The organism is Pedobacter arcticus A12 (genome assembly GCF_000302595.1).
Lineage (GTDB): Bacteria > Bacteroidota > Bacteroidia > Sphingobacteriales > Sphingobacteriaceae > Pseudopedobacter > Pseudopedobacter arcticus.
In genome coordinates, this window is record NZ_JH947126.1 from 422,368 (window position 1) to 445,781 (window position 23,414).

Genomic DNA, 23,414 nt, shown 5'->3' on the forward strand with positions numbered 1-23,414 from the left:
TAATTTCCAGATTAAAAGAATAAGTACCTAATATGTATTATCAATTGATTTTAAATCGAAATATAAATTATATTTGAGAACAATAAAACACACCTCAATATAGTTTGATATAAAATTACAGTAGAAAATTTTGAGCAGAAGAAATAAGATGGTAGCGCTTAACCGCTATTATAAAATAACCAAGTTTTACGATTTTTTAAAAAGCACCGCTATAAAAGGAGGTGCTACTATAGCTGTTTTTGTAGTGCTTTTTATTATTGTTGATTATTTCTTTTTGGATACAAAAGCAATATTTGCTTCGTTGGTAAACAATTACTCACGAGAAACTATTTTAATTATATTTTATATTTCTGAGACTATTCTAGGTCTTTTACCACCCGAAATTTTTATAGCGTGGAGCTCTAAAATGAGTCATCCGTGGCTTTACCTTACGGGTTTAGCTACACTTTCGTATTTAGGCGGCATAACAGCTTATTACTTAGGGAAAGTAACCTTTTTGATACCTGCAGTCCAAAACTATATTGAAAATAAAATTGCAGTACATATTAAAAACTTACGTAAATGGGGAAGTATTTTTGTGGTGGTTGGCGCAATGTTGCCTTTGCCTCACTCTATTGTGAGTTTTGCCTGCGGTTTAATCAAATACAATTTTAAACACTATTTACTTTGGGCGCTTTTTAGATTCTTACGCTTTTATATTTACGCACTTGTGATTTTTAGTGTAATCTAAATTTTTCCGTATAGCCTTTTTAAAACAGACACATAAAAAAATCCCTTTTCTTTTTTAGAAAAGGGATTTTTACTTTATAAGTAAAAGCTTTTATCGCTTACTAATATCAACGTATTCTCTGTCGTTTTCGCCAACGTAAATCTGGCGTGGACGACCAATCGGATCACCGTTCTCTCTCATCTCTTTCCATTGTGCAATCCATCCTGGTAAACGGCCTAAAGCAAATAACACCGTAAACATTTCTGTAGGGAAACCTAATGCTCTGTAAATAATTCCTGAATAAAAATCTACGTTAGGGTATAATTTTCTTTCTACAAAATAAGGATCGCTTAAAGCTACTTCTTCTAATTTTTTAGCTATATCTAAAACAGGGTCATTTATTCCTAATTTTTCTAAAATATCGTCACAAGCCTTTTTAATGATTTTTGCTCTCGGATCAAAGTTCTTATAAACTCGGTGTCCAAACCCCATCAGCCTGAATGTGTCATTTTTATCTTTTGCTTTGTTAACCCACTTGTCAACATCGCCACCATCATTCTTTATCTTTTCAAGCATTTCAATTACCGCTTGGTTAGCACCGCCGTGTAGCGGTCCCCAAAGCGCCGAACAACCTGCAGATATAGAAGCATATAAATTACAATCAGAAGAACCAACTATTCTTACCGTAGATGCTGAACAGTTTTGTTCATGATCGGCATGTAAAATCAAAAGCTTGTTCATGGCGTCTACAACCACATCATCTATCACTACCTCTTCCGTCCGCTGACCGAAAGTCATATTCAGAAAGTTGGTTACATAATCCAATTTATTTTTGGGATAAATAACCGGATGGCCTAAAGATTTTTTGTAAATCCAAGAAACTATTGTTGCCATTTTAGCCAACAATTTGATAATTGTTAGGTCAAACTCTTCTTTTGTTGCTTGTGGATCTAAAGATTCTGGATAAAAAGCAGATAATGAACATACTAGGGATGATAGTTGCCCCATCGGGTGAGATTTTGACGGAAATCCGTCAAAAAACTTTTTCATATCCTCATGAACCAATGTATGTCGGCTAATCTGATGTTGAAAATCTTGTATCTGCGTTTGGTTTGGTAAAGAACCATAAATAAGCAAATAAGCAACTTCTAAAAAAGTTGATTTTTCTGCTAACTGTTCAATTCCGTAGCCTCTATATTTTAAAATACCTTTTTCTCCATCCAAAAACGTAATTGCACTTTTAGTAGCGCCTGTGTTTTTAAAGCCACTATCTAATGTCACATAACCTGTTTGATCTCTAAGTTTAGCTATATCTATAGCTTTTTCGTTTTCAGTACCTTCAACAATTGGTAAATTGTAAGTAATTCCGTCTAGTATAAGTTGGGCAGTTTCTGACATAAAGTAATATTTCGCTTTGCTACAAATTTAAATAATTATGTGAATAAGCAACCATCAATAACCAAATAAATAACCCCTATTTTATGTTTAAAATGGTTTTTTTAACACTATTTCAACAAAAATCGCTAATAAAAGTTTTTAAATTGAGTATATAAACAAGAATACCGGTTATTTGATTGTTATTTTGGTAATTAATATAAGGTTAAAATTAATAATAAAAAATTCGAATGTAAACACTTGGCAGAAATAAACATAATTATAGTCACTTTATAAAAAGTGCGCTTTATTTAGCAAAAAAGTGATAACAATAGCGCCAAAACAGCAAAATAAGTAAAAGGTTCCAACTAAATTGACCGATGATGTAACCGATATTTTAATGGCGTTATGCCCATGGTTTTACTAAACAATCTTGAAAAATAGTGAACATCAAAAATCCCTAATTTGTAAGATATTTCTTTTACCAAAGTGTTGCTATACTTCAAATATTCACAGGCCTTTTGAATTTTAATATCATTATAATAATTCATCGGCGAAACTCCAGTGATCCGTTTAAAAACGGAAGAAAAATGAGACACAGAAAGGTTTACATTAGCTGCAAGCTGATTTAGATTGAGGTTGTTTTCGATATTCTCTTTCATAAACTGCATACTGCTATTGATGATAAGCTGAAACTTATCCGTTTTGATACTAATATCTGCTGTAATCAACACAAAAGATGATATCAAATTTAGCAAACACATATTGATTAAAATGAGGTTCTCTTTCCCGTAGCCTTGCTCCAAAAATTTATAAATTTTATTAAAAAGCTTAACACGTTCATCATTATAAGGCAGATACCCTTTGTATGACTTGGCTGATTTAACGAACAAATCTGCTATTTCTTGAATAGCTTCGCCCTTAAAAAAAAACCAATAGATTGTCCAAGGCTTAATTTTATCTGAGTAATACGAAAACGGAGTGTTTGACGGAATCAGAAAGAAATCGCCAGGTGAGATATGAAATATTTTATGATCGATAATTGCTACACCATAACCTTTTACGCAGTAAATGAGTACGTATTCCGCTCTACCGTCATTTTCTTCGATAAATTGATATTTCGCATCCGGAAAAAAGCCGACCTTGGTAAAATAGCCATTTTTAAACGAGGGGTGTTTAGCGCAATAGCCACCTATCGCTTCTTTTGAAAGCTCAATGATACGTTGCCCTGCAAAACCTTGTTTTTTTTTTGCCATTGTAATTTGCTATTGACTGCTAAAAGCAGAAATTAAACGTAATAAAATAATCCAACATTATCATAAAATAATCTAGTTTATTATTTTACACATATGATACCTTGCTGGCATTGAATTTCGAATAAATTTATAATCAACCATTTAACCTTCATAAAACGTAAAACTATACAATGAACGATCCGCAAACTCTTGTGAAAAGCATTTTTCTTAAAACCTTTAATGAAGAGCCGTTGGTGGTTTGTTCTCCGGGTAGGGTAAACTTAATTGGCGAACACACCGATTATAACATGGGCTTTGTATTGCCTGCTGCGATAAATAAGGCTGCTTATATTGCGATTTCCAAACGCGATGATGACACTATTTTTGTGGTTGCAGCAGATTTAGATGAATCTTACACCACAGAGGTTTCAAAACTTAACTATTCAGACAAGGGCTGGCCAAATTATGTAATTTGTATTGTTGAGCAGTTACAAAAAATCAATAAACATGTGAGCGGCTTTAATGCTGTTATTTCTGGAGATGTGCCTTTGGGTGCTGGAATGTCTTCATCTGCAGCGCTAGAATGTGCAACCATTTTCGGGCTGAACGAAATTTTCGGGTTATCGCTAGAAAAGATGCAAATGGTAAAATTGGCGCAAAAGGCCGAAAACGAGTTTGTGGGTGTGAATTGTGGAATTATGGACCAGTTTGCCAGTGTTTTTGGCAAAAAAGGCCACGTGGTTAAATTAGACTGCCGTTCATTAGAATACGAATACGTTCCGTTTGAGTTAGAAGGAATTAAAATTGTATTGTTTGATTCCATGGTAAAACACTCGCTAGCATCATCAGAATATAACGTTAGAACCAGCCAGTGCAGCGAAGGAGTTTCCATTATCCAAAAGAAATATCCAGCAGTAAAAACACTACGTGATGCTACAATAGAGATGGTTGAAGAATGTTTAGCCAACGAAAGCAATGATATTTACGACAGATGTAAATACGTTGTGGAAGAAAATAACCGTTTACTAGCTGCTTGCCAAGATTTACAGCAAAATAAGATTGCTGATTTTGGACAAAAAATGTACGAAACCCATGCCGGACTAAGTGAACTTTATGAAGTGAGTTGCCCTGAGCTTGATTTTATAGTGTCATGTACCAAAAAAGAAGATGGTATTTTAGGTGCAAGAATGATGGGTGGTGGTTTTGGAGGCTGTGTAATTTCTTTAGTAAAAGAAGACCAACTTGAAGGAATTGTACAACGAATCAAAGAAGCTTATTTTAATAAAATGAACATTGGAATGAATGTTTATATCACTCAAATAGAAGATGGAACGCACATTATAAAGTAGAATAAGTTTTTATTTTGAAGAGCATCTACCCACATAAAAGATTAAACATACTAGCTGGCAACTTACGAGCTGATGGAACGGTAAATCTAAGATATACTGCTCTTATGCGTTCACTAATGATTTTTCATCTTTGTTAAAAAACATACCTGAGGGTGACCTAAATACAAAAGGACTGCTACAAGCTAAAAGTAAAAAAGGCACACTAAGACAAAGCAGAGTCCCTAAAAAAAGAGACTCTGCTTGGACAAAGATAACACTGATCTATCTGATATTCTTCTTTGCTTCGGAATTGCTGAAATTACAAACACAGCTTCCCGCAGGGTGCTTAGCTCCTATGCCTTTTACAATTCTTTTTAACTGTAAATATGAGTAGGGTCTATCGCTATTATTATTTAAAAAACTCTTCAACAAAAACTATCGGCGGTTCGGACAGTTGTTCTATTTTATCCAAATTTGTAGGAGACTTGATAACCCCATACACTTTAAAACCTTTGTAACCAGCTCCGTAAGTATAAACTGTATCTGCCACAAAGTAGTCATATGAAGCAAGATATTGTGATGCTTTTTCCTTAAAAGCCACTGTTACCGCTTCTAAAGATCTAACTGCAGCTCCCTTAGCAGTGATGGCATAGATTGCCGAATCCAGCTTGTGTACATTAAACTGAATATTGAAATACTTAACCTCTTTTTTTTTCTTAAAGCTATCAACAGCAAAGCTCTTGTTAAAAAGCTTACTTAAACCTTTACATATTTCTTTTTGCTCATTAATACCTAAGTTAAAGTAAGAAATATCTTTATCTACTCGGTTTTTCAAACTATCGGTCGCAGTAAATAATTCAAATCGAAAACTTTGCAATTCATCATAATTTTCTCTTGCTTGGGTATAATATTTAAGAACATAATCTGCGTTCTTATTGTTGTTGCCATAGTTGACAAAGGCTGTATAGCCGTTTAATTCCAATACCTTTTTTATCATCAGGTCATAATCGCCTGCCGAGTTGTTGTAAAACTCAATTCTAACGGTTTCTTGAGCGTTAGACAACAAAGAAAATAAAACGAAGAAACAAACGACGACTAGTTTTTTCATTATCTATGCATAAAATAAGTAACAAAAATAGATCTTATTTTTGTAATTGAATCAATCGACTTGGATTAGAATTCAGCAATTATTGCAAGCCAAAGCTTAACTCTGAAAATTTATTCAAATCAAAAATCGCCAAATTTAAATCCATTTTTTATCTATAAATTCGGCTTTATTTGAATTTGTATGACAGAAATATTTGTAAAATCTTTGCCTTTAAAGGATGTAATTGCGAACCTTGCAGAGGCGTTTGATACGGTTTATTTTAACCGTTGTCATGAATATCAAATTAATATTCCAGAACAATTTGGATCTGGATTTATCAGAGGAATAAATTTCGATAACGGCTTTGGACTGTTGGAGTATCGTTGTTTCTTTAAAAGCTCGCTAAAAATCCATTTTTCGGTCAATCAAACGCATCCTTTAAAGTTTATTTACTGTTCTGAAGGGGCAATCAAACACCAGTTCGAAGAAAAGAATACGCTACAAACCATAGACCAGTTCCAAACGGCAATTGTTGCAAGCACAGCCAAAAACGGGCATATTTTGATTTTCCCCAGAAACACAAACATTCATTTAAACAGCTTGGAGATTAGCAGGAAAGAGTTTAAAAAGAAAATCGACTGTGATTTAAACCATGTTGATGTAAATCTTAGAAAGCTATTTAGAGATTTAAATGCTCGTAATCTTTTTTATTATCACGGCAATTACAGCATGGCCATGTCTGATTGTATTGACCATATCAAAACTACCAGACTTGATGGTTTTACACGAAGATTGTTTTTGGAAGGCAAATCAAACGAGATTTTAAGCATCCAAATACAAGACTACCAAGACGATAGGAAAAAAGAGCCTAAACGACAGATTCTAAGAAAATCTGAATTGGGTAATATCCAAAAGGCAGCCAGCTTACTTAAACAAAACCTAAGTTCACCGTTAACCATTGCAGAACTTGCAAAAGAAATAGGTACAAATCCTAGTAAATTACAAGAGGGTTTTAGGTACACTTTCGGCCTAACGGTTAACAACTATCTAAACAAACTGCGGTTAGAGTATGCCCGCGACCAATTGATGATTGGCGAACTTAACATTAGCGAAATCTCCAACAATATTGGCATTGCCAACAAAAGTTATTTCTCCAGACTGTTCAAAGCTAAATATCAGGTAAACCCAAAAGAGTTTTCGGGAAAAATCATCAAAAACTCAAAAAAAGAACAAGCTTAATGTACTTATAGCATTTAAAAATAGTCTAAAAAAGCATTTATAAATCCTCATAATCCGGGGCATTTAATTTAGATGAAAATTATTTTTAATGCGTTTCATTTACCTTGTTGCATCCTTAACTGTTGTTTCTTTTTTATTAGCCTACGTGAGTAGCAATACAACATTGGCTAAAATTGCCCTTATTTGTTTTTGGTTGATGTTCGGCTTACTAGCTGTATTGCTGATCAGAAAAATGATTTCAAAAAAAACCATCGTGTAATATCCCCTAGCCTTATTTTTTGGTACAATTGTCAGCAAATTATCAATTACATTTTTAATGTTTTGCGCTTTAAAATTTGTAACACATAAACCTTACCTTTGCGCTAATTATGATTACAGTTTCAAATTTATCATTACGTTTTGGAAAACGTACATTGTTTGAGGACGTTAACCTCAAATTTACACAGGGAAATTGCTACGGAGTTATTGGAGCAAATGGTGCAGGGAAATCTACATTTATGAAAATATTGGCTGGAGAGGTTGACCCAACAAGCGGTTCAATCAGCTTTACTCCCGGCGAACGGATGGCGGTTTTAAACCAAAATCATTATGAATTTGATGAGTTCTCGGTTTTAGAAACCGTAATGATGGGCTGGAAAGAGCTTTACGCCATCATGAAAGAGAAAGATGCTATTTACATGAAAGAAGATTTTACGGAAGCCGACGGTTTAAGAGCTGGCGAACTGGAAAATGTTTTTGCAGAGATGGATGGCTGGAATGCAGAGAATGATGCGGCTACCTTATTGAGCAATTTAGGAATCAAAGAAGACAAGCATTATAAATTAATTAAAGATTTAGATGGTAACGAGAAAGTAAGGGTACTTTTAGCACAGGCTCTTTTCGGAAACCCTGATATTTTAATACTAGATGAGCCTACCAACGATTTAGATATTGAAACCGTAGGTTGGCTAGAGAACTTCTTAGCCGATTATCAAAATATAGTTTTGGTGGTTTCTCACGATAGGCACTTTTTAGACACCGTTTGTACGCACATTGTTGATATCGATTTCAGCAAGATGAATATCTACACGGGTAACTATAGTTTCTGGTACGAGTCGTCACAGCTGGCTTTGCGTCAACGTTCTGATCAGAACAAAAAAGCAGAAGACAAAATCAAGGAATTACAGGAGTTTATCCGTCGTTTTTCGGCAAATGCGTCAAAATCCAAGCAGGCAACATCTCGTAAAAAGGCTTTGGATAAAATCAATGTGGACGAGATCAAAGCATCAAGCCGTAAATACCCAGCAATTATGTTTAACCAAATGGGTCGCGATTTAGGCGATCAGGTTTTACAGGTTGAAAACTTAAGCAAAGTAGTTAACGGCGAAACACTTTTCAAAAACATTAGCTTTACCATTAATAAAGGAGATAAAGTAGCTTTGCTTTCGCAAAATTCTTTAGCAACTAGCGCATTACACGATATTTTAGCCGGACGTGATACTGATTATAAAGGCGAATTCAAGTGGGGTGTAACCGTGATTCCTGCAAGCTTACCGATAGATAATCATCATTATTTTGAAGGAAAAGATGACAACTTGGTAGATTGGTTGCGTGAGTATTCTAAAGATGAAAAAGACGAAACCTTTATCAGAAGCTTTTTAGGCAGAATGTTATTTTCTGGAGAAGAGGTTTTTAAAAAATCAAGTGTGCTTTCGGGAGGAGAAAAAATGCGTTGTATGTTCTCTAAAATGATGTTGGAAGCACCAAACGTTTTATTGTTTGACGAACCTACCAACCACTTAGATCTGGAATCTATTACCGCATTAAACAACGGTATGACTGATTTTAAAGGTGTTATTTTATTTACATCACGAGATCATGAATTAACAGAAACCGTTGCAAACAGAGTAATTGAAGTAACACCGAAAGGTGTTTTAGACAAGCTGATGGATTATGACGAGTATATCACTAACGCAACAGTTAAAGAACAACGTTTAGCGCTTTACGGCGAATTGGTTTAGATAAGCTAAAGGCAGAAAGCCGAAAACGAACATATATTTACTTCAAAACAAAAAAGCAAACTGAAAAGTTTGCTTTTTTGTTTTGTTGAATTATTTTAGATCTTTTTCATTCAAAAATTGAACGAATATAAACTTTGCAAATCAGCGTTCCGCTTTAAGCCTTCAGCTTACTTCACACGCTCAATGTAAGCACCAGTTGCTGTATCAACACGTACTTTATCTCCTTGGTTTACAAACATTGGCACTTTAATTTCGATACCCGTTTCAACCGTTGCGTTTTTTAAAGCATTTGTAGATGTATCTCCTTTAACTGCAGGTTCTGTGTAAACAATCTCTAACTCCACATTATTAGGTGCTTTCGCTATAATTGGCTCTTCGCTCTCCATAGAAATTAGCACATTCATTCCTTCTTTTAAAAAACGGGCAGAATCTCCGAACAACGTTTTAGGAACATTAAATTGTTCAAAGCTTACATTATCCATCACCACATAATAGTCACCGTCTTCATAAAGATATTGGTAATCGTTAGTTTCTACTCTACATATGTCTACTTCTTCATCTGTACGCATACGTAGCTCAATAATTTTCCCAGTTTTAATGCTACGCATCTTACCAGTATAAAAAGCACCACCTTTTCCAGGTGTACGATGTATCAGCTCATCAATTGTAACCAACTCGCCGTTGAAGCGAATTACGTTTCCTGTTTTTAAATCTCCAGCTTTAGCCATAATGTTATTTCTTTGGATTGCAAAAATAGATAATATCAGTTATAGTACAAACGTAAAAGACTTAAGTTATAATCCGTAATTTCAGATAGAATTTTATTTATTACCGAAAACAAACATCAAAATAGCAACATTAATATTTCTATTTCCAATAAAAGTTTTAAATACTATATTTGGAAACTTAAAAATCTACCGTAAAACAACAATTATTTAAAAGAAATGCTTTTTAACTCTTTCCAGTTTCTAATCTTTTTTATAATTGTCACCAGCCTTTACTTTACATTACCCTATAACAAACGTTGGTTTTTACTGCTGGCAGCTAGTTGCTATTTTTACATGGCATTTGTGCCGATATACATCCTCATACTAGGATTTACTATTGTTATTGACTATTACGCAGGGATATTTATAGAAAACGCTCAAGGTAAAAAAAGAAAATGGTGGCTCATTATCAGCTTAATTGCCAATATTGGCGTATTATGCATTTTTAAATATTATAATTTTTTAAATGATAACCTTGCATTTTTAATGCATGGCTTTGGTTTAAAAGATCCTATCCCATATCTAAACATTTTACTGCCTGTGGGCTTGTCTTTCCACACTTTTCAGGCCATGAGTTACACTATTGAAGTTTACCGCGGCCATCAAAAAGCAGAACGGCATTTCGGTATATATGCCTTGTACGTGATGTTTTACCCACAATTGGTTGCAGGGCCAATTGAAAGACCTCAAAACTTATTACATCAGTTTAGACAAAAGTACGATTTTGATTATGACCGTATCACCAGTGGCCTACGCTTAATGCTTTGGGGCTTATTTAAAAAAGTAGTTATCGCAGATCGTTTATCTATTATTGTAGATACGGTTTATAACAATCCGGAAGCACACCTTACCTCTAGTTTAATTATCGCTACCGTATTTTTTGCTTTCCAGATCTTTTGTGATTTTTCGGGCTATTCAGATATGGCAATTGGTGCAGCAAGGGTAATGGGCTTTACTTTGATGAAAAATTTTAATGGTCCCTACCAATCAAAAAGTGTTAATGAGTTTTGGACGCGTTGGCATATTTCCCTCTCTACTTGGTTTAAAGACTATTTATACATTCCGTTGGGCGGGAACCGAGTGGTTATACCAAGATGGTATCTAAACATATTTATCGTGTTTTTAGTGAGCGGTTTATGGCATGGCGCAAATTGGACATTTGTAATTTGGGGTGCCTTACATGGCTTCTATATCATCTTTGGCAGCGTAACAGAGAAATTCCGAAACCAGGTAAGCAAAAGACTTTTTTTAGATAAAATCCCATTACTAGCATCACTTACAACCTTTATTTTAGTGGGTATTGCCTGGATTTTTTTTAGAGCCGACAATTTGCACATCGCTATGTATATTTTAACAAATATATTCAATGGCCTGCCTCAAATGTGTAGCGACTTCATGCATGGAAATCTTGTTTTTGAATACTTAGGAACCAATAAAGCTTGGCCTATATTTTTAATCATCTTTTTAGAAACGGTACATTACCTACAAGACAAATACAATATCACCACTAAGTTTCTAAAATCGCATATGGTTTTACGATGGTTCGTTTATTTTATACTGGTGATGGTTATATTGTTAACAGGAGTTTTTGACGATAAACAATTCATTTACTTCCAATTTTAAGTTTATGCAAAAGTTTTTTATAAAATCTGCTATATTTCTTTTGCTTATTGCTGTTGTGGTATTCTATTTCGCATTTAACTTTAAGCGCAAGTACGATCTAAAAACAGATTACCTAGCTACGCTGATTGATAAAGAAGCTCGATTGAATAGCTTGGATAGTAATCGTATGATTATTGTAGGAGGTTCAAACCTTGCTTTTGGCATAAACTCCAAACTAATAGAAGAAAAACTCCCTGTAAAAGTTGCAAACTTAGGTTTACACGCAGGTTTGAGTTTAACTTTTATGCTGAACCAAGCTGCGCATCTGATGAAGAAAGGCGATGTTATCGTGTTGATTCCTGAGTATCCACTATATCTTGACGATTTTAATCCGGATATTGACCTTATCCAGTTTATGCAAGAAATAGACCCAAATACTAAAGTGTACTATCATTTTACACCCAAAGAAACTTTAGAGGGTGTTTATGAAAAGTTTAAAAAATACTTTACACCTGATGATTTTAGAGTTGACCCAGTTTTCAATAGGCAACGATTTAATATTTACGGAGATAATCTGGGACATTTAAACAAAACCCCGCCTCCAACTTTGATTGATCGTAAACCAATTAAGCCGATAGAGCTTAGCCATTCGTTACGATTGCTAAAGGACTTTGCTGAAAAGTGTAAAAAAAGTAAAGTAAGCGTTCTCATCAGTTACCCACCCTACCCTAAATCTGAGTACGTGGGTAAAAACAAAGAAAGAATTGAAGCACTAGATGTAAAATTACGAAATAACTTACCCGAGATTGAGTTTTTAGACAAGCCTAAAGCTTATATTTTTAATGATCCTTTATTTTACGACACTGTTTATCACCTTAATAAAAACGGTCGTGAAATTAGAACTAAAAAATTGATCGAAGATTTAAGAACCCACATTTACCATAACAGCACACTGCTTCATTAATCTCTATATTAATAATATCTGGATTTTAAAATACCCAATTCTTAGTGTTTTTGATAAGTTAAGGTTATGATGTTTATGCAACATTTAAACTAAAAACTGTAACAGGTATTTGCCAAAACAGACGTTAACAGCAAAGGTGCAAAAATGAAAATTGACGGTCCGTGGGCTGGATTTAAAGCGGGATTATGATTGGGTTTAGATTTAAAAAAAACAATTTAAGAAAAGAAAAATGGTCGTCTTTTCTTTTTGGCTTTCAATCCATATTACTTTAACCTAAAACAGGAGTTAAAAGCCCTAATTTTCAATCCCTATTCTAAACTATTTTACATATCTACCCAAAAATGGGTAGATATGTAAAACAAATTACCCATTTTAGAGGCAAATGCCTTTCACATGGATCTAAACGAAAAAGCAAAAGCTCAACTGTTAATAATTGAGAAGTTTTCGGAACTGTCGCCGTGTATTACTATGGTGCATAAAATAGAAGACGCTTCTATTTTATGGATGTGCAAACGAGGGCTAAAAGAGTTGGATATAGATTTAAACACGCTAACAAGTTTAGGGAAAGACGATTACTATGGCAGGTATTTTAATCCAGAAGATGCTGAAGACTATATTCCTAAAATACTTGGCTTGCTAGAAAGGAATAATGATGATGAATGTGTGTCTTATTTTCAGCAAGTTAAAATAAATGGACAAGAGGAATGGACTTGGCACATGAGCAGCACCCGCATATTTATGCGTGATCATCTTAAAAACCCCGTTCTAATAATTACCCAATCAATTCCAATTGATACCATGCACACCATGTCTTTAAAAGCGGAAAAGATCTTAGAAGAGAACAATTTTTTAAAAGCAAATATCAATACTTTTTCAAAACTCACTTCACGCGAACTTGAAATATTGAAATACCTAGCAAAAGGAGAAAGCGCTACAGATTGTGGAGAAAAATTATTTATCTCTTCGCAAACTGTGGAAACGCATCGAAAAAATATCAGAAAAAAACTAGGGACAAACTCTTTCTTTGAATTGACCAAATACGCAAGAGCTTTTGACTTGATCTAACCGTATTTATTAAATTAAAAGTCGCAAAAATGATTGGATTATTTAAAATGGGAAAATCAATAATGCATGCTGGCTCACCGTATTCATATCCCGCCATACCCTATTGATTTCGGTATATCTTTTGGCTGCTTCTAATCCTGCAAATGGATGAAGTTTTGAACTACTTTCTCTACAGGTTACAGCTAAGCTCCTACTAATCTCACTTATTGATTTTAAGGTATCTTCAGTAATCTTATGCTTGGCTACCAACTGTTCCCAAGATTTTTCAATGATGTTATAAAACTCCATTTTTAGGTTCAAAATATCTTGAAGCGCATTAGCCCGTAATTCTTTGTAATAGTTTAAATGTAGCGCATCATATTTACGTTTTTCATTTCTTATCCAAAAACAATCATCAACCAGGTCAATAAAATGCAAGGTAATACCCAGCACATTCGTTGCTAATGTAGCTTCTGCCAACTGTAAAAACGGGTACTTAAACACCGGATCTGGCAAAGTGGTTTGCTCTGGCAAAATCTCAAAACTCCTATTTAATGGTACTTTTTTCGCTTTCACTTCAAAAGCGTGGCTAGCGGTAGCTACCATTCCCATATAACTCCAACCATCTAAAATCTCAACCTCATTCCTTTTCAACAGAAACGCTTTAATTAAAGGGTTTCCACTTTTACTGTAAACAGGCTGCCCATTCTCCAAAATTTGGCAATTGGCTGTTAAATGGGTGGCATGGAGTGCACCGCTGGCGTAGGTCCAGTTTCCGTTTATCAAGTATCCCTCACCTATCTTATCTGCTGTACCGCCAACAAAACCGCTACCGGCAAAGCAAACTTTTGGATCTTTGAATACCTCTGTTGCTAAATCGGGATCTAAAAAGCCAACAAACCAGGCTGCGCCGGCGCAAAGTGTTACCGTCCATCCTAAACTACCATCTTTTTTAGCCAGTTTTTCTTCCACTGCTAAAGCTTGAGGCATAGTTAAGCCTAAGCCGTTCAAATATTTTGGAACAAATAACTTAAACCATTTTTCTTCATAAATAACAGCTAACAATTCGGCAGGTAGTTGCGCTATTTCTTCTGCTTTTTGAGCCAATTGGCTAGTTATCTTTTCTAAGGAGCTTTCCATTCTATTTACAGATTACAACGTTTGAGTGCCTAAATGTGTTTTCTGTTTCAATATTTTTTTCCAATCCAAGTAACCAAAAATTGCAACTACAAATAAAAATATGGTGAGCAGTGCAAACATCACCAAGTTTTTATGGAACAGTAAAGGTATGGCTACCAAATTTGAAATGTTTAACCAAATCCAATTTTCGAGCTTCCGTTTAGCTAAAAGCCACATACCCGCCCAAGCGGTTGACGAAACAAAAGAATCCATTATCGGTACGTCAGAATCGGTGAAGTTTTTTAAGATGATGTACAGAAATCCCCATCCTAAAAAAGCGATGCTCAACGTAATAACAACCTCTTTTTTAGAGCTCTTAGTGATTGAACTGGCAGCAGATTTACTTCGTGAGTTCCAAACTGCCCAACCATAAATACTCATCACCAAATAATACATACTTAGCGCAGTTTCTGCGTAAAGCTTAGCTTCTATCAATAAAAATGCAGAAGTTACAATAGAAATAATTCCGGCCGGATAAAGCAAAATTTTGTTCTTACGGGCCAACAAAACCTCGGTTACACCAAAAAGCACCGCCACCCACTCCAGCCATCCGGTGGCTAAGATCTGACTCACTAATAAATTAAACCATTCTGAAATGTTCATTTGAAAAAATATTAAAATATTAATCCAAACAAGGGAGAAAAAATTCTCTTTTACCTATTTCCCTACGCCGGCATTATCCGGATCAGGTGCTTTCTAAAGTTAAAAGTGGAAAGCTAAAAGTTAAAAACTAAATGCTTTAACTTTATACTTTTGACTTTATACTTCAAAAATGGGTATGTTCTCAGCCCGAAAATTTAGGGCACCCCTATTTGATGCGTCAAAGATAATAGAATTTAAGATATTAGGGTACAAAAACATAAACGTATCTTAAAACAACCATTCAGAATGTGCAAATTAAAAAGATAGCACATTCTTTGTTAAAACGTTATCGAATGCAATTATTGAAAAATAAAAATCTAAAAAGAACCTTTTCTGTATTACGGCAAGCTACGGTAAACCTGGTGAATAATGACCCCTTGCGGATTGCTGCGTCCACAGCTTTTTTTGGGACGTTTGCAATCCCAGCTATTTTAGTGGTAATACTGCAGATTTTCGGAACGTTTTTAAACCGCCGGAAGTTCGGTGGCAACATCATTGATAAACTAACCACCATTATTGGAAACAATAGTGCCGAGGAAATCCGTCATATACTGTTGAATTTAATGCATTTAGGCAACAATTGGTTCTTCGCTATTTTGATGTTTGTATTTCTGCTTTTTGTTTCAACCACACTTTTTATCATCATCAGAAACTCCATTAATCAACTTTGGTGTATTCGCCTGAACGAGAATTCGGGGTTTTATTTCAATTTAAAACAACGGTTGAAATCTTTGGGAATTATTACTATGGGAGGCATTTTGTTGTTTATTGCATTTGCTTTTGAAGGGGTTCGTTTGTTTTTAGAGAACAAACTACACAGCACAATCCCAATATTAAATGGTTTTATCAATGAGGTGGTGTTTTTTATGACCACAACGTTATGGTTCTGCATTGCCTTTAGGTTTACCGGAAACGGGCGACCTGTTTGGAAAGCCGTGATTCTGAGTTCTGTTTTTACTGGCGTTTTGTTAACGGTTGGTAAACTGGTTATGCGCACCCTGTTACTCAATTCCAACATCAGCGAAATTTACGGTACATCAGGTGCGATTTTATTGGTGATGCTGTTCATTTTCTATTCTTCATTTATCTTCTATTATGGTGTCTCTTTAGTTGATGCCATCAGCAATAAGCTAAAAAAACCAATTGAGGCAAGTAGTCACGCCCATAAATTTAGAACAGAAGCTATTGATCTGGAAGAATAGTTTTTTTAATCACCTAAAACACAAAACGTAATCCCTAATAATTACAATAGCTTGCTATATTTGCGCACATGAGAAAACTAAAGCTTGATGAGCTTAATAGACCAACAATCGAAGAATTTCAGACTCAAGAAAAGCTACCGGTAGTTGTAGTTTTAGATAACGTAAGAAGTTTACACAACGTAGGTTCTGCATTTAGAACGGCCGACGGTTTTGCAGTTGAAGCCATTTATTTATGCGGAATAACGGCACAACCGCCACACCGGGAAATTGAAAAAACCGCTTTGGGGGCAACACAATCCATTGCATGGGAATATTTTGAGAATAGCTTAGCTGCGGTAGAAAAACTAAAAGCAAACAACTATCAGATTGTAGCGATTGAGCAAGCTGAAAACAGCGTGAGTTTATTAGATTTTAATCCTGAGAAAGAAAAAAAATACGCTTTCTTTTTTGGAAACGAGGTTAACGGCGTAAGCGAAGAGGTGATGCAAAATATTGATACTTGCTTAGAAATACCTCAGTTTGGCACTAAGCATTCCTTTAATATTGTGATCAGCACAGGCATTGTGCTTTGGGATTTCTTCAGCAAATTCACTAAGTAACATTTTCATCAATTTCACCTATTCAGCTTTCCGCAATACAAGTGTCCCCCCGCCAGCCGGCGGACGGGGGTTGGGGTGGTTAACACTCAAAGCAGGTAAAGAAAAAAATTAAATGACCTGCACTTATCTCAGGTTTTTTATATTTGTTTATAATCAATACATAAAAAATAATGGCTAAGAAAAAAGAAGATACAAAAGACCATAAACACGTTTCAGTTGTTAATAAAAAGTCCTTATCGTTTTTAGAGAAATATATCAATAACCCATCTCCAACTGGTTTTGAGTGGGAAGGTCAAAAACTTTGGTTAGAATATATTAAGCCTTATGTTGACGAAACTTTTGTAGACAATTACGGAACTGCAGTTGGTGTAATCAACCCAAAGGCAAAATACAAAGTAGTTATTGAGGCGCATGCTGATGAAATATCGTGGTTCGTAAATTACATTACCAGCGATGGTTTAATTTATGTGATTAGAAACGGCGGTTCTGACCATCAGATTGCACCATCAAAACGCGTAATTATCCATACAGATAATGGTCCTGTTACCGCTGTTTTCGGATGGCCAGCAATACATACCCGCCACGGTGGTGAGAAAGAAGAAACGCCACAATTAAAAAATATATTTCTGGATTGCGGTTGCACCAGCAAAGAAGAAGTGGAAAAACTGGGCGTTCATGTAGGTTGCGTAATTACTTACGAAGACCAATTTATGATTTTAAACGACAGGTACTACGTTGGTAGAGCCTTAGACAACCGAGCAGGTGGTTTTATGATTGCCGAAGTTGCCCGTTTACTTAAAGAAAATAAGCAGAAACTAGATTTTGGACTATACATTGTTAACGCTGTACAAGAAGAAATTGGTTTGCGTGGTGCCGAAATGATTGCACACCGTATCAAACCTGATGTAGCGATTATTACCGACGTAACCCACGACACCACCACTCCGATGATCAATAAAATCACCCAAGGTGACTTGGCCTGTGGTAAAGGTCCGGTAGTTTCTTATGCCCCAGCGGTTCAGGTTAATTTGAACAAGTTATTGGTAGCAACTGCCGAAAAGAACAACATCCCGTTTCAAAGACAAGCTTCCTCACGCTCAACCGGAACCGATACTGATGCTTTTGCTTACTCAAATGAAGGTGTGGTATCCGCACTAATTTCTTTACCCTTACGTTATATGCACACCACGGTAGAAATGATCCATAAAGAAGATGTTGACAATGTGATCAGCTTAATTTATCATTCTTTGTTGGCTATAAAAAAAGATCAGGACTTTAAATACATCAAATAAAACCAATGGGGTTTAACCTTAAAAAACTTGGGTACTATACCCTTTTTGCACTTTTAATAGCACATTCAAATTGGTCTTTAGCACAGGAGGGTTCTGGTTATCAGAAACCTCCGAAAGACCTCGTTGATATTGTTGAAGCATCTAACTCAAAAGCTGTAATCGTTAGTGGGAGCGGAAATTTCATGCTTATTTTAGAAAGTGAAGGTTACCCATCGATAACGGAAATATCAAAACCCCTTGTAAAGCTGGCTGGTTTACGGGTCGACCCTGAAAATCGCAGCAATGCCAAATCAAGTTATTACACCAACCTAACCGTAAAAAATCTTAGAACTAGCGACGAATTTGAACTTTCGGGTATTCCAAAGAATTCCAAAATAAAGGATTTCAGCTTTTCGCCTGATGAAAAAATGGTAGCATTTAGTGTTACTACAGAGTACCAGATACAGCTATGGATTGGTGATTTAGCATCTAAAACCGCGAGAAGATTAGCAGATGTGACACTGAATGACATTTACGGCACACTGTATAAATGGGCACCAGACGGAAATGCCATTTTGGCGAACTGTATAGCAGATCAAAAACCTTTACAAAACTTAAGCGCTGTTGAAAACGGACCAAATATTAGCCAATCGACTGGAGAAGCAGCGCCAAACCGTACTTACCAAGATTTATTAAAAAACGCGAACGACGAACTAGCTTTCGAATACTACCTCACCTCGCAACTAAAACTGGTTTATCTTAACGGGCAAAACATTAATTTCAGCCGACCAGAAATCTACAAAAACTTTGATTTTTCGCCCGATGGCGATTTGGTCATGCTTTCGATAATTCAAAAGCCCTACTCCTATTTAGTACCTATTTCTTATTTTGCTTACAAAGTAGAGCTTAGAGATAAATATGGAAAATTAACACGTGAACTGGCTAAAGTTCCGTTAGCTGATAATTTACCACAAGGCTTTGATGCCGTGGTTAAAGGGCCGAGAGCTTTTGCTTGGCGAGCTGATAAACCACAAACTGTTTTTTGGGCAGAAGCGCAAGACGGTGGCGATCCAAACAACAGAACAACAATTAGAGATATACTTTATACGCAAGAAGCGGGAAGCAACAACAGGAGAAAATTGGCCGACTGTTACCTGCGTTTTGATTCTATAGATTGGGGCGACGATCAAATAGCCTTGATTACCGAACGTTGGTGGAAAACCCGCGGAGAAAGACGCGTTTTTATAAAACCTGGAAATGCTAACTACCGTGTAAACCTTTGGGATAGGTATTCTGAAGACGCTTACTCGGATCCGGGAGAGTTTGTAAAAACAAGAAACCAGTATAACCGCAACGTTTTATTGCTGGAATACAATGTAATTAGACGAGCTGCCGACCCAAATAATGTAAATATATTTTCAATTTCTCAAGGCGCATCTCCACAGGGCGACAGGCCTTTTCTATTGCAGTTTAACGTAAAAACAAAAGTTACCGATACGCTTTTCCGTTCGAGAGCACCTTTTTACGAACTCCCAATCTTTTATGATAATAAAGACAATTTAGTGATCAGCAGAGAATCGGCAATAGAACCAAGAAATTATTTCAACCTAGATTTTAGAAAAGGAAAAACGCAGCAGCTAACTTTTTTCAAAAATCCATACCCTCAACTTTTCGGCATCATCAAGCAAAAGCTTACCTACACCAGATCCGATAAATTAAGTTTGAGCGCCATGCTGTACCTTCCGCAAGGTTACACACCTGCACAAGGAAGGTTGCCTGTTTTAATGTGGGCTTATCCTCGCGAATTTAAAACGGCTAACGCAGCAGGACAGGTAAAAGGCTCTCCTTATCGTTTTAATACCATTTCTTGGGCTTCCCCTTTGTATTGGGTAACGCAAGGTTACGCCGTTATGGATAACGTAGATATGCCAATTGTGGGCGAAAGTAACGATCAACCAAACGATACTTTTATTGAACAACTTACTGAAAATGCGGAAGCCGCAGTGAACAAAATTGTTGCTATGGGTATCGGCGATCCAAAAAGAATAGCCGTTGGTGGTCACTCGTACGGTGCTTTTATGACGGCAAACCTATTAGCGCATACCAAGCTTTTTGCTGCAGGCATTGCAAGAAGTGGTGCTTACAACAGAAGCCTTACTCCTTTCGGTTTTCAAGCCGAGGAAAGAAGCTACTGGCAAGCACCAAATGTTTACAATAAAATGTCGCCTTTTGCTTACGCTGATAAAGTTAAAACTCCATTATTATTGATCCATGGCGAAGCAGATGATAATTCGGGAACTTTCCCTATGCAAAGTGAGCGGTTCTACAGTGCGTTAAAAGGATTTGGCGCCACCTCAAGATTAGTGCTGTTACCTTCCGAAGCGCACTCTTACCGAGCTAAAGAATCTATATTACACATGCTTTGGGAGATGAATACTTGGTTAGACACTTATGTTAAAAACAAAAAGTAAATTTTATTAGCTTAGCGTTATGGCACACGATCCTAATTTATTTGCAGACAAGATTATCAAATCATATACAACATCCGGAGCTTCCATTTATTTAGGTGCTGGAATTTTAGATGGAGAAATTATTGCGGAAGCAGAAGTTAACCTCCCGTTGAAGATGATGAACCGCCACGGTTTAATTGCTGGCGCAACAGGTACCGGTAAAACAAGAACCCTACAACTTATTGCCGAACAGCTCTCAGAAGCTGGCGTTCCAGTATTTATGTTGGATGTAAAAGGCGACTTATCTGGTTTAAATCAAGCTGGGCAAACCAACGCAAAACTCGAAGAACGTGGAGAAGCATTAAAAAAACCTTTCTCGCCAAACGGTTTTCCGGTTGAGCTATATTCCTTGAGCGGAAAGCTGGGCGCAACCATGCGAGCCACCGTTACAGAATTTGGTCCGGTTTTGTTAGGTAAGATCTTAGATCTTAACGACACCCAAACTGGTGTTTTAGCGGCGATCTTTAAATATGCCGATGATAACAAAATGGCCATCATTGATCTTAATGATTTAAAAAAATTATTAAGTTATTTATCTGAAGGCGACGGCGCTGCTGAAATTAAAAGTGACTACGGCAAAATATCATCATCTACCGCCGGAACAGTATTACGCAAAATTGTGGCAGTTGAACAACAAGGTTTAGGTGCTGTTTTTGGCGAACGCTCATTTGATACCGAAGATCTATTTCAAAAAATTGACGGCAAAGGCGTAATAAGCCTGTTGAATATTGCAGATGTGCAGGATCAACCAGCCTTATATTCTACCTTTTTATTAAGTCTGCTGGCAGAACTTTTTTACAGTTTACCAGAAGCCGGCGATTTAGACAAACCAAAACTGGTTTTCTTCTTTGATGAAGCCCACCTCCTATTCAATAATGCATCAAAAGCTTTTTTAGAGCAAATTGAACAGGTAATCAGACTCATCAGATCAAAAGGTGTAGGTGTTTTCTTTTGTACCCAAGCCGCAACGGATATCCCCGAAAGTGTTTTAGGACAGCTAGGAAACAGAGTACAGCATGCTTTAAGAGCTTTTACACCAAACGACGTTGATGCACTCAGAAAAACAGTAAAAACATATCCCAAATCTAGCTTTTACCAAATTGATGAAATAATAACAGGCTTAGGCACAGGCCAAGCATTAATCACGGTACTTAACGAAAAAGGAATTCCAACTGAGGTAGTAGCCACACATCTTACACCGCCGAGAGCAGTAATGGGACCTATGGCTAACATAGATTGCGAAAAATTGATGCAGTCTTCTGACTTGTACAAAAAGTACCAGGAAACCTTAGATCCTGAAAGTGCTTTTGAGATTCTGAATGCAAGGGTACAGCAAAAAATGGAGGAAAAACAAGCAGAAATAGCTGTTGCGCCAAAAACAACATCGCAACGAGCAGAAAAAAGCATGGTTGAACAGGCATTAAATGCACCAATAACCCGCCAAATAGGTCGTGAAATTGTAAGAGGAATCTTTGGCATGATTACCGGCAAAAAACCGCGAACCAGCAGAAGTGGTGGCTTGTTTGGATTTTAAAGCCAGTCGTCTAACAACCAAACCACCTAACAAACGAACCACCTAACAACCGAACTAACAAACGAATCAACTAAAAAATTAACAAACTAAATAACTTATAACATGAAAAAACCTACTTTACTAATTCTTGCTGCAGGAATGGCAAGCAGATATGGAAGTATGAAACAGATTGACGGTTTTGGACCTAACGGCGAAACCATCATTGACTACTCAATTTACGACGCTATAAATGCTGGATTTGGAAAAATCACTTTCATCATTAAAGAAGAGTTTTTAGAAAACTTCAAAGCGATTTTCGATGCTAAATTGGCTGGCAAAGTTGAAACAGATTATGTTTTCCAAACTTTTGACCTTAAAAAGTATGGTATAGACAAAGAAATTGAAAGAGCTAAACCTTGGGGAACGGGTCACGCTATTTTAGAAGCTCAAAATCAGATTCACGAGCCTTTCTGCGTAATTAATGCCGATGATTACTACGGTTACGAAGCTTTTAAAAGCATGGTTGATTTTTTAACCACCGAAGCTTCCGAAAATAAATATAGTATTGTAGGTTATAAAATTGGTAATACTTTATCAGCGAACGGTTCTGTATCTCGTGGTGTTTGTAAAACAGATGCTAGCGGAAACATGACAGAAATTACAGAACGTACTAAAGTGTACCCAAAAGATGGTGGTATTGTTTTCGAAGAGAATGGCACAGAAACTCCTTTAGATGCTTCAACTCCGGTTTCTATGAATTTTTGGGGCTTTACACCAGAAGTGTTTAAAACCACAGAAAAACTTTTTGTTGATTTTGTAGCCAATAATGAGAATGATCCAAAGTCGGAATTTTTTATTCCTTTAATTGCCGATTACCTGATCAAAAACAATATTGCAAGCTTTAAAGTAATCCCAACGGATGCAAAGTGGTTTGGTGTTACTTACAAAGAGGACAAAGAAATTGTACAGGAAAACATCAACAAATTGGTTCAAGAAGGGGTTTACCCTGCAAAACTTTGGTAATTTGTATTGTATTTAATACTATCAGAAAAGACCTAGCCTAATCGCTAGGTCTTTTTTTGTTCCATTAAACACTGATTTACAAGTATTTGAAAATAATTATTTCTATAATTAAGGTTTGGCGCAATT

Annotated in this window: 19 protein-coding genes; 13 read left to right on the top strand and 6 right to left on the bottom strand. The window is 36.1% G+C overall.

The window, feature by feature from the left end; translation table 11 throughout:
• The first annotated feature begins 130 nt into the window (after nt 1–130).
• A complete protein-coding gene (locus B176_RS0108880; RefSeq protein ID WP_154647932.1) occupies nt 131–730 on the top strand; it encodes a YqaA family protein in 600 nt (199 codons plus the stop codon).
• 90 nt (nt 731–820) lie between these two features.
• Here the strand turns inward: B176_RS0108880 and B176_RS0108885 are convergent, their stop codons facing one another.
• Both B176_RS0108885 and B176_RS0108890 read right to left on the bottom strand, forming a co-directional pair.
• Complete coding sequence (locus B176_RS0108885) at nt 821–2,107, bottom strand: citrate synthase (RefSeq protein WP_017258452.1); 1,287 nt, start codon at nt 2,105–2,107, stop codon at nt 821–823.
• 344 nt (nt 2,108–2,451) lie between these two features.
• Complete coding sequence (locus B176_RS0108890) at nt 2,452–3,339, bottom strand: AraC family transcriptional regulator (protein WP_017258453.1); 888 nt, start codon at nt 3,337–3,339, stop codon at nt 2,452–2,454.
• A gap of 170 nt (nt 3,340–3,509) precedes the next feature.
• Between B176_RS0108890 and galK the strand changes: the two genes are divergently transcribed.
• Entirely contained in the window at nt 3,510–4,667 is a 1,158-nt protein-coding gene (galK, locus tag B176_RS0108895; RefSeq protein WP_017258454.1) for a galactokinase, read from the top strand.
• Nucleotides 4,668–5,055: 388 nt separating this feature from the next.
• Here galK and B176_RS0108905 read toward each other — a convergent pair whose 3' ends face one another.
• A complete protein-coding gene (locus B176_RS0108905) occupies nt 5,056–5,754 on the bottom strand; it encodes a hypothetical protein (protein WP_154647933.1) in 699 nt (232 codons plus the stop codon).
• A 180-nt stretch (nt 5,755–5,934) separates the two neighbouring features.
• On the opposite strand from B176_RS0108905, the gene B176_RS19280 reads away from it, so the two are divergent.
• Nucleotides 5,935–6,972, top strand: a complete 1,038-nt coding sequence (locus tag B176_RS19280) for a helix-turn-helix transcriptional regulator (protein WP_017258457.1) — start codon at nt 5,935–5,937, stop codon at nt 6,970–6,972.
• Between the two features lie 368 nt (nt 6,973–7,340).
• Entirely contained in the window at nt 7,341–8,972 is a 1,632-nt protein-coding gene (locus tag B176_RS0108920; RefSeq protein ID WP_017258459.1) for an ABC-F family ATP-binding cassette domain-containing protein, read from the top strand.
• A gap of 167 nt (nt 8,973–9,139) precedes the next feature.
• On the opposite strand, the gene efp is transcribed toward B176_RS0108920, so the two are convergent.
• The gene (efp, locus tag B176_RS0108925) at nt 9,140–9,700 is read right to left on the bottom strand and encodes an elongation factor P (RefSeq protein ID WP_017258460.1); all 561 of its coding nucleotides are present in this window, start codon (nt 9,698–9,700) and stop codon (nt 9,140–9,142) included.
• A gap of 216 nt (nt 9,701–9,916) precedes the next feature.
• On the opposite strand from efp, the gene B176_RS0108930 reads away from it, so the two are divergent.
• From B176_RS0108930 to B176_RS0108940, 3 genes are all read left to right on the top strand, one after another.
• Nucleotides 9,917–11,362, top strand: a complete 1,446-nt coding sequence (locus B176_RS0108930) for an MBOAT family O-acyltransferase (protein ID WP_017258461.1) — start codon at nt 9,917–9,919, stop codon at nt 11,360–11,362.
• Nucleotides 11,363–11,366: 4 nt separating this feature from the next.
• Nucleotides 11,367–12,305 carry a hypothetical protein gene (locus tag B176_RS0108935; protein ID WP_017258462.1) on the top strand — a complete coding sequence of 313 codons (939 nt, stop codon included), beginning with the start codon at nt 11,367–11,369 and terminating at the stop codon, nt 12,303–12,305.
• Between the two features lie 393 nt (nt 12,306–12,698).
• Complete coding sequence (locus tag B176_RS0108940; RefSeq protein WP_017258463.1) at nt 12,699–13,370, top strand: helix-turn-helix transcriptional regulator; 672 nt, start codon at nt 12,699–12,701, stop codon at nt 13,368–13,370.
• Between the two features lie 42 nt (nt 13,371–13,412).
• On the opposite strand, the gene B176_RS0108945 is transcribed toward B176_RS0108940, so the two are convergent.
• Both B176_RS0108945 and pnuC read right to left on the bottom strand, forming a co-directional pair.
• Entirely contained in the window at nt 13,413–14,489 is a 1,077-nt protein-coding gene (locus B176_RS0108945; RefSeq protein ID WP_017258464.1) for an acyl-CoA dehydrogenase family protein, read from the bottom strand.
• A 12-nt stretch (nt 14,490–14,501) separates the two neighbouring features.
• Nucleotides 14,502–15,131: a nicotinamide riboside transporter PnuC gene (gene pnuC, locus B176_RS0108950; RefSeq protein ID WP_017258465.1), complete on the bottom strand. Its 630-nt coding sequence runs from the start codon at nt 15,129–15,131 to the stop codon at nt 14,502–14,504.
• Between the two features lie 332 nt (nt 15,132–15,463).
• Here pnuC and B176_RS19285 point away from each other — a divergent pair, with 332 nt between their 5' ends.
• The 6 genes from B176_RS19285 to B176_RS0108980 all read left to right on the top strand — a co-directional run bounded on the left by B176_RS19285 (nt 15,464) and on the right by B176_RS0108980 (nt 23,288).
• Complete coding sequence (locus B176_RS19285) at nt 15,464–16,372, top strand: YihY/virulence factor BrkB family protein (RefSeq protein ID WP_017258466.1); 909 nt, start codon at nt 15,464–15,466, stop codon at nt 16,370–16,372.
• Nucleotides 16,373–16,440: 68 nt separating this feature from the next.
• On the top strand, nt 16,441–16,971 hold the full coding sequence (locus tag B176_RS0108960) for an RNA methyltransferase (RefSeq protein WP_017258467.1): 531 nt from the start codon (nt 16,441–16,443) through the stop codon (nt 16,969–16,971).
• A gap of 170 nt (nt 16,972–17,141) precedes the next feature.
• Nucleotides 17,142–18,263, top strand: a complete 1,122-nt coding sequence (locus B176_RS0108965) for a M42 family metallopeptidase (RefSeq protein WP_017258468.1) — start codon at nt 17,142–17,144, stop codon at nt 18,261–18,263.
• A gap of 5 nt (nt 18,264–18,268) precedes the next feature.
• Nucleotides 18,269–20,713: a S9 family peptidase gene (locus tag B176_RS0108970; RefSeq protein WP_017258469.1), complete on the top strand. Its 2,445-nt coding sequence runs from the start codon at nt 18,269–18,271 to the stop codon at nt 20,711–20,713.
• Between the two features lie 19 nt (nt 20,714–20,732).
• Nucleotides 20,733–22,286 carry a helicase HerA-like domain-containing protein gene (locus B176_RS0108975; RefSeq protein ID WP_017258470.1) on the top strand — a complete coding sequence of 518 codons (1,554 nt, stop codon included), beginning with the start codon at nt 20,733–20,735 and terminating at the stop codon, nt 22,284–22,286.
• Between the two features lie 102 nt (nt 22,287–22,388).
• On the top strand, nt 22,389–23,288 hold the full coding sequence (locus B176_RS0108980) for a nucleotidyltransferase family protein (RefSeq protein ID WP_017258471.1): 900 nt from the start codon (nt 22,389–22,391) through the stop codon (nt 23,286–23,288).
• Nucleotides 23,289–23,414: the final 126 nt, after the last annotated feature.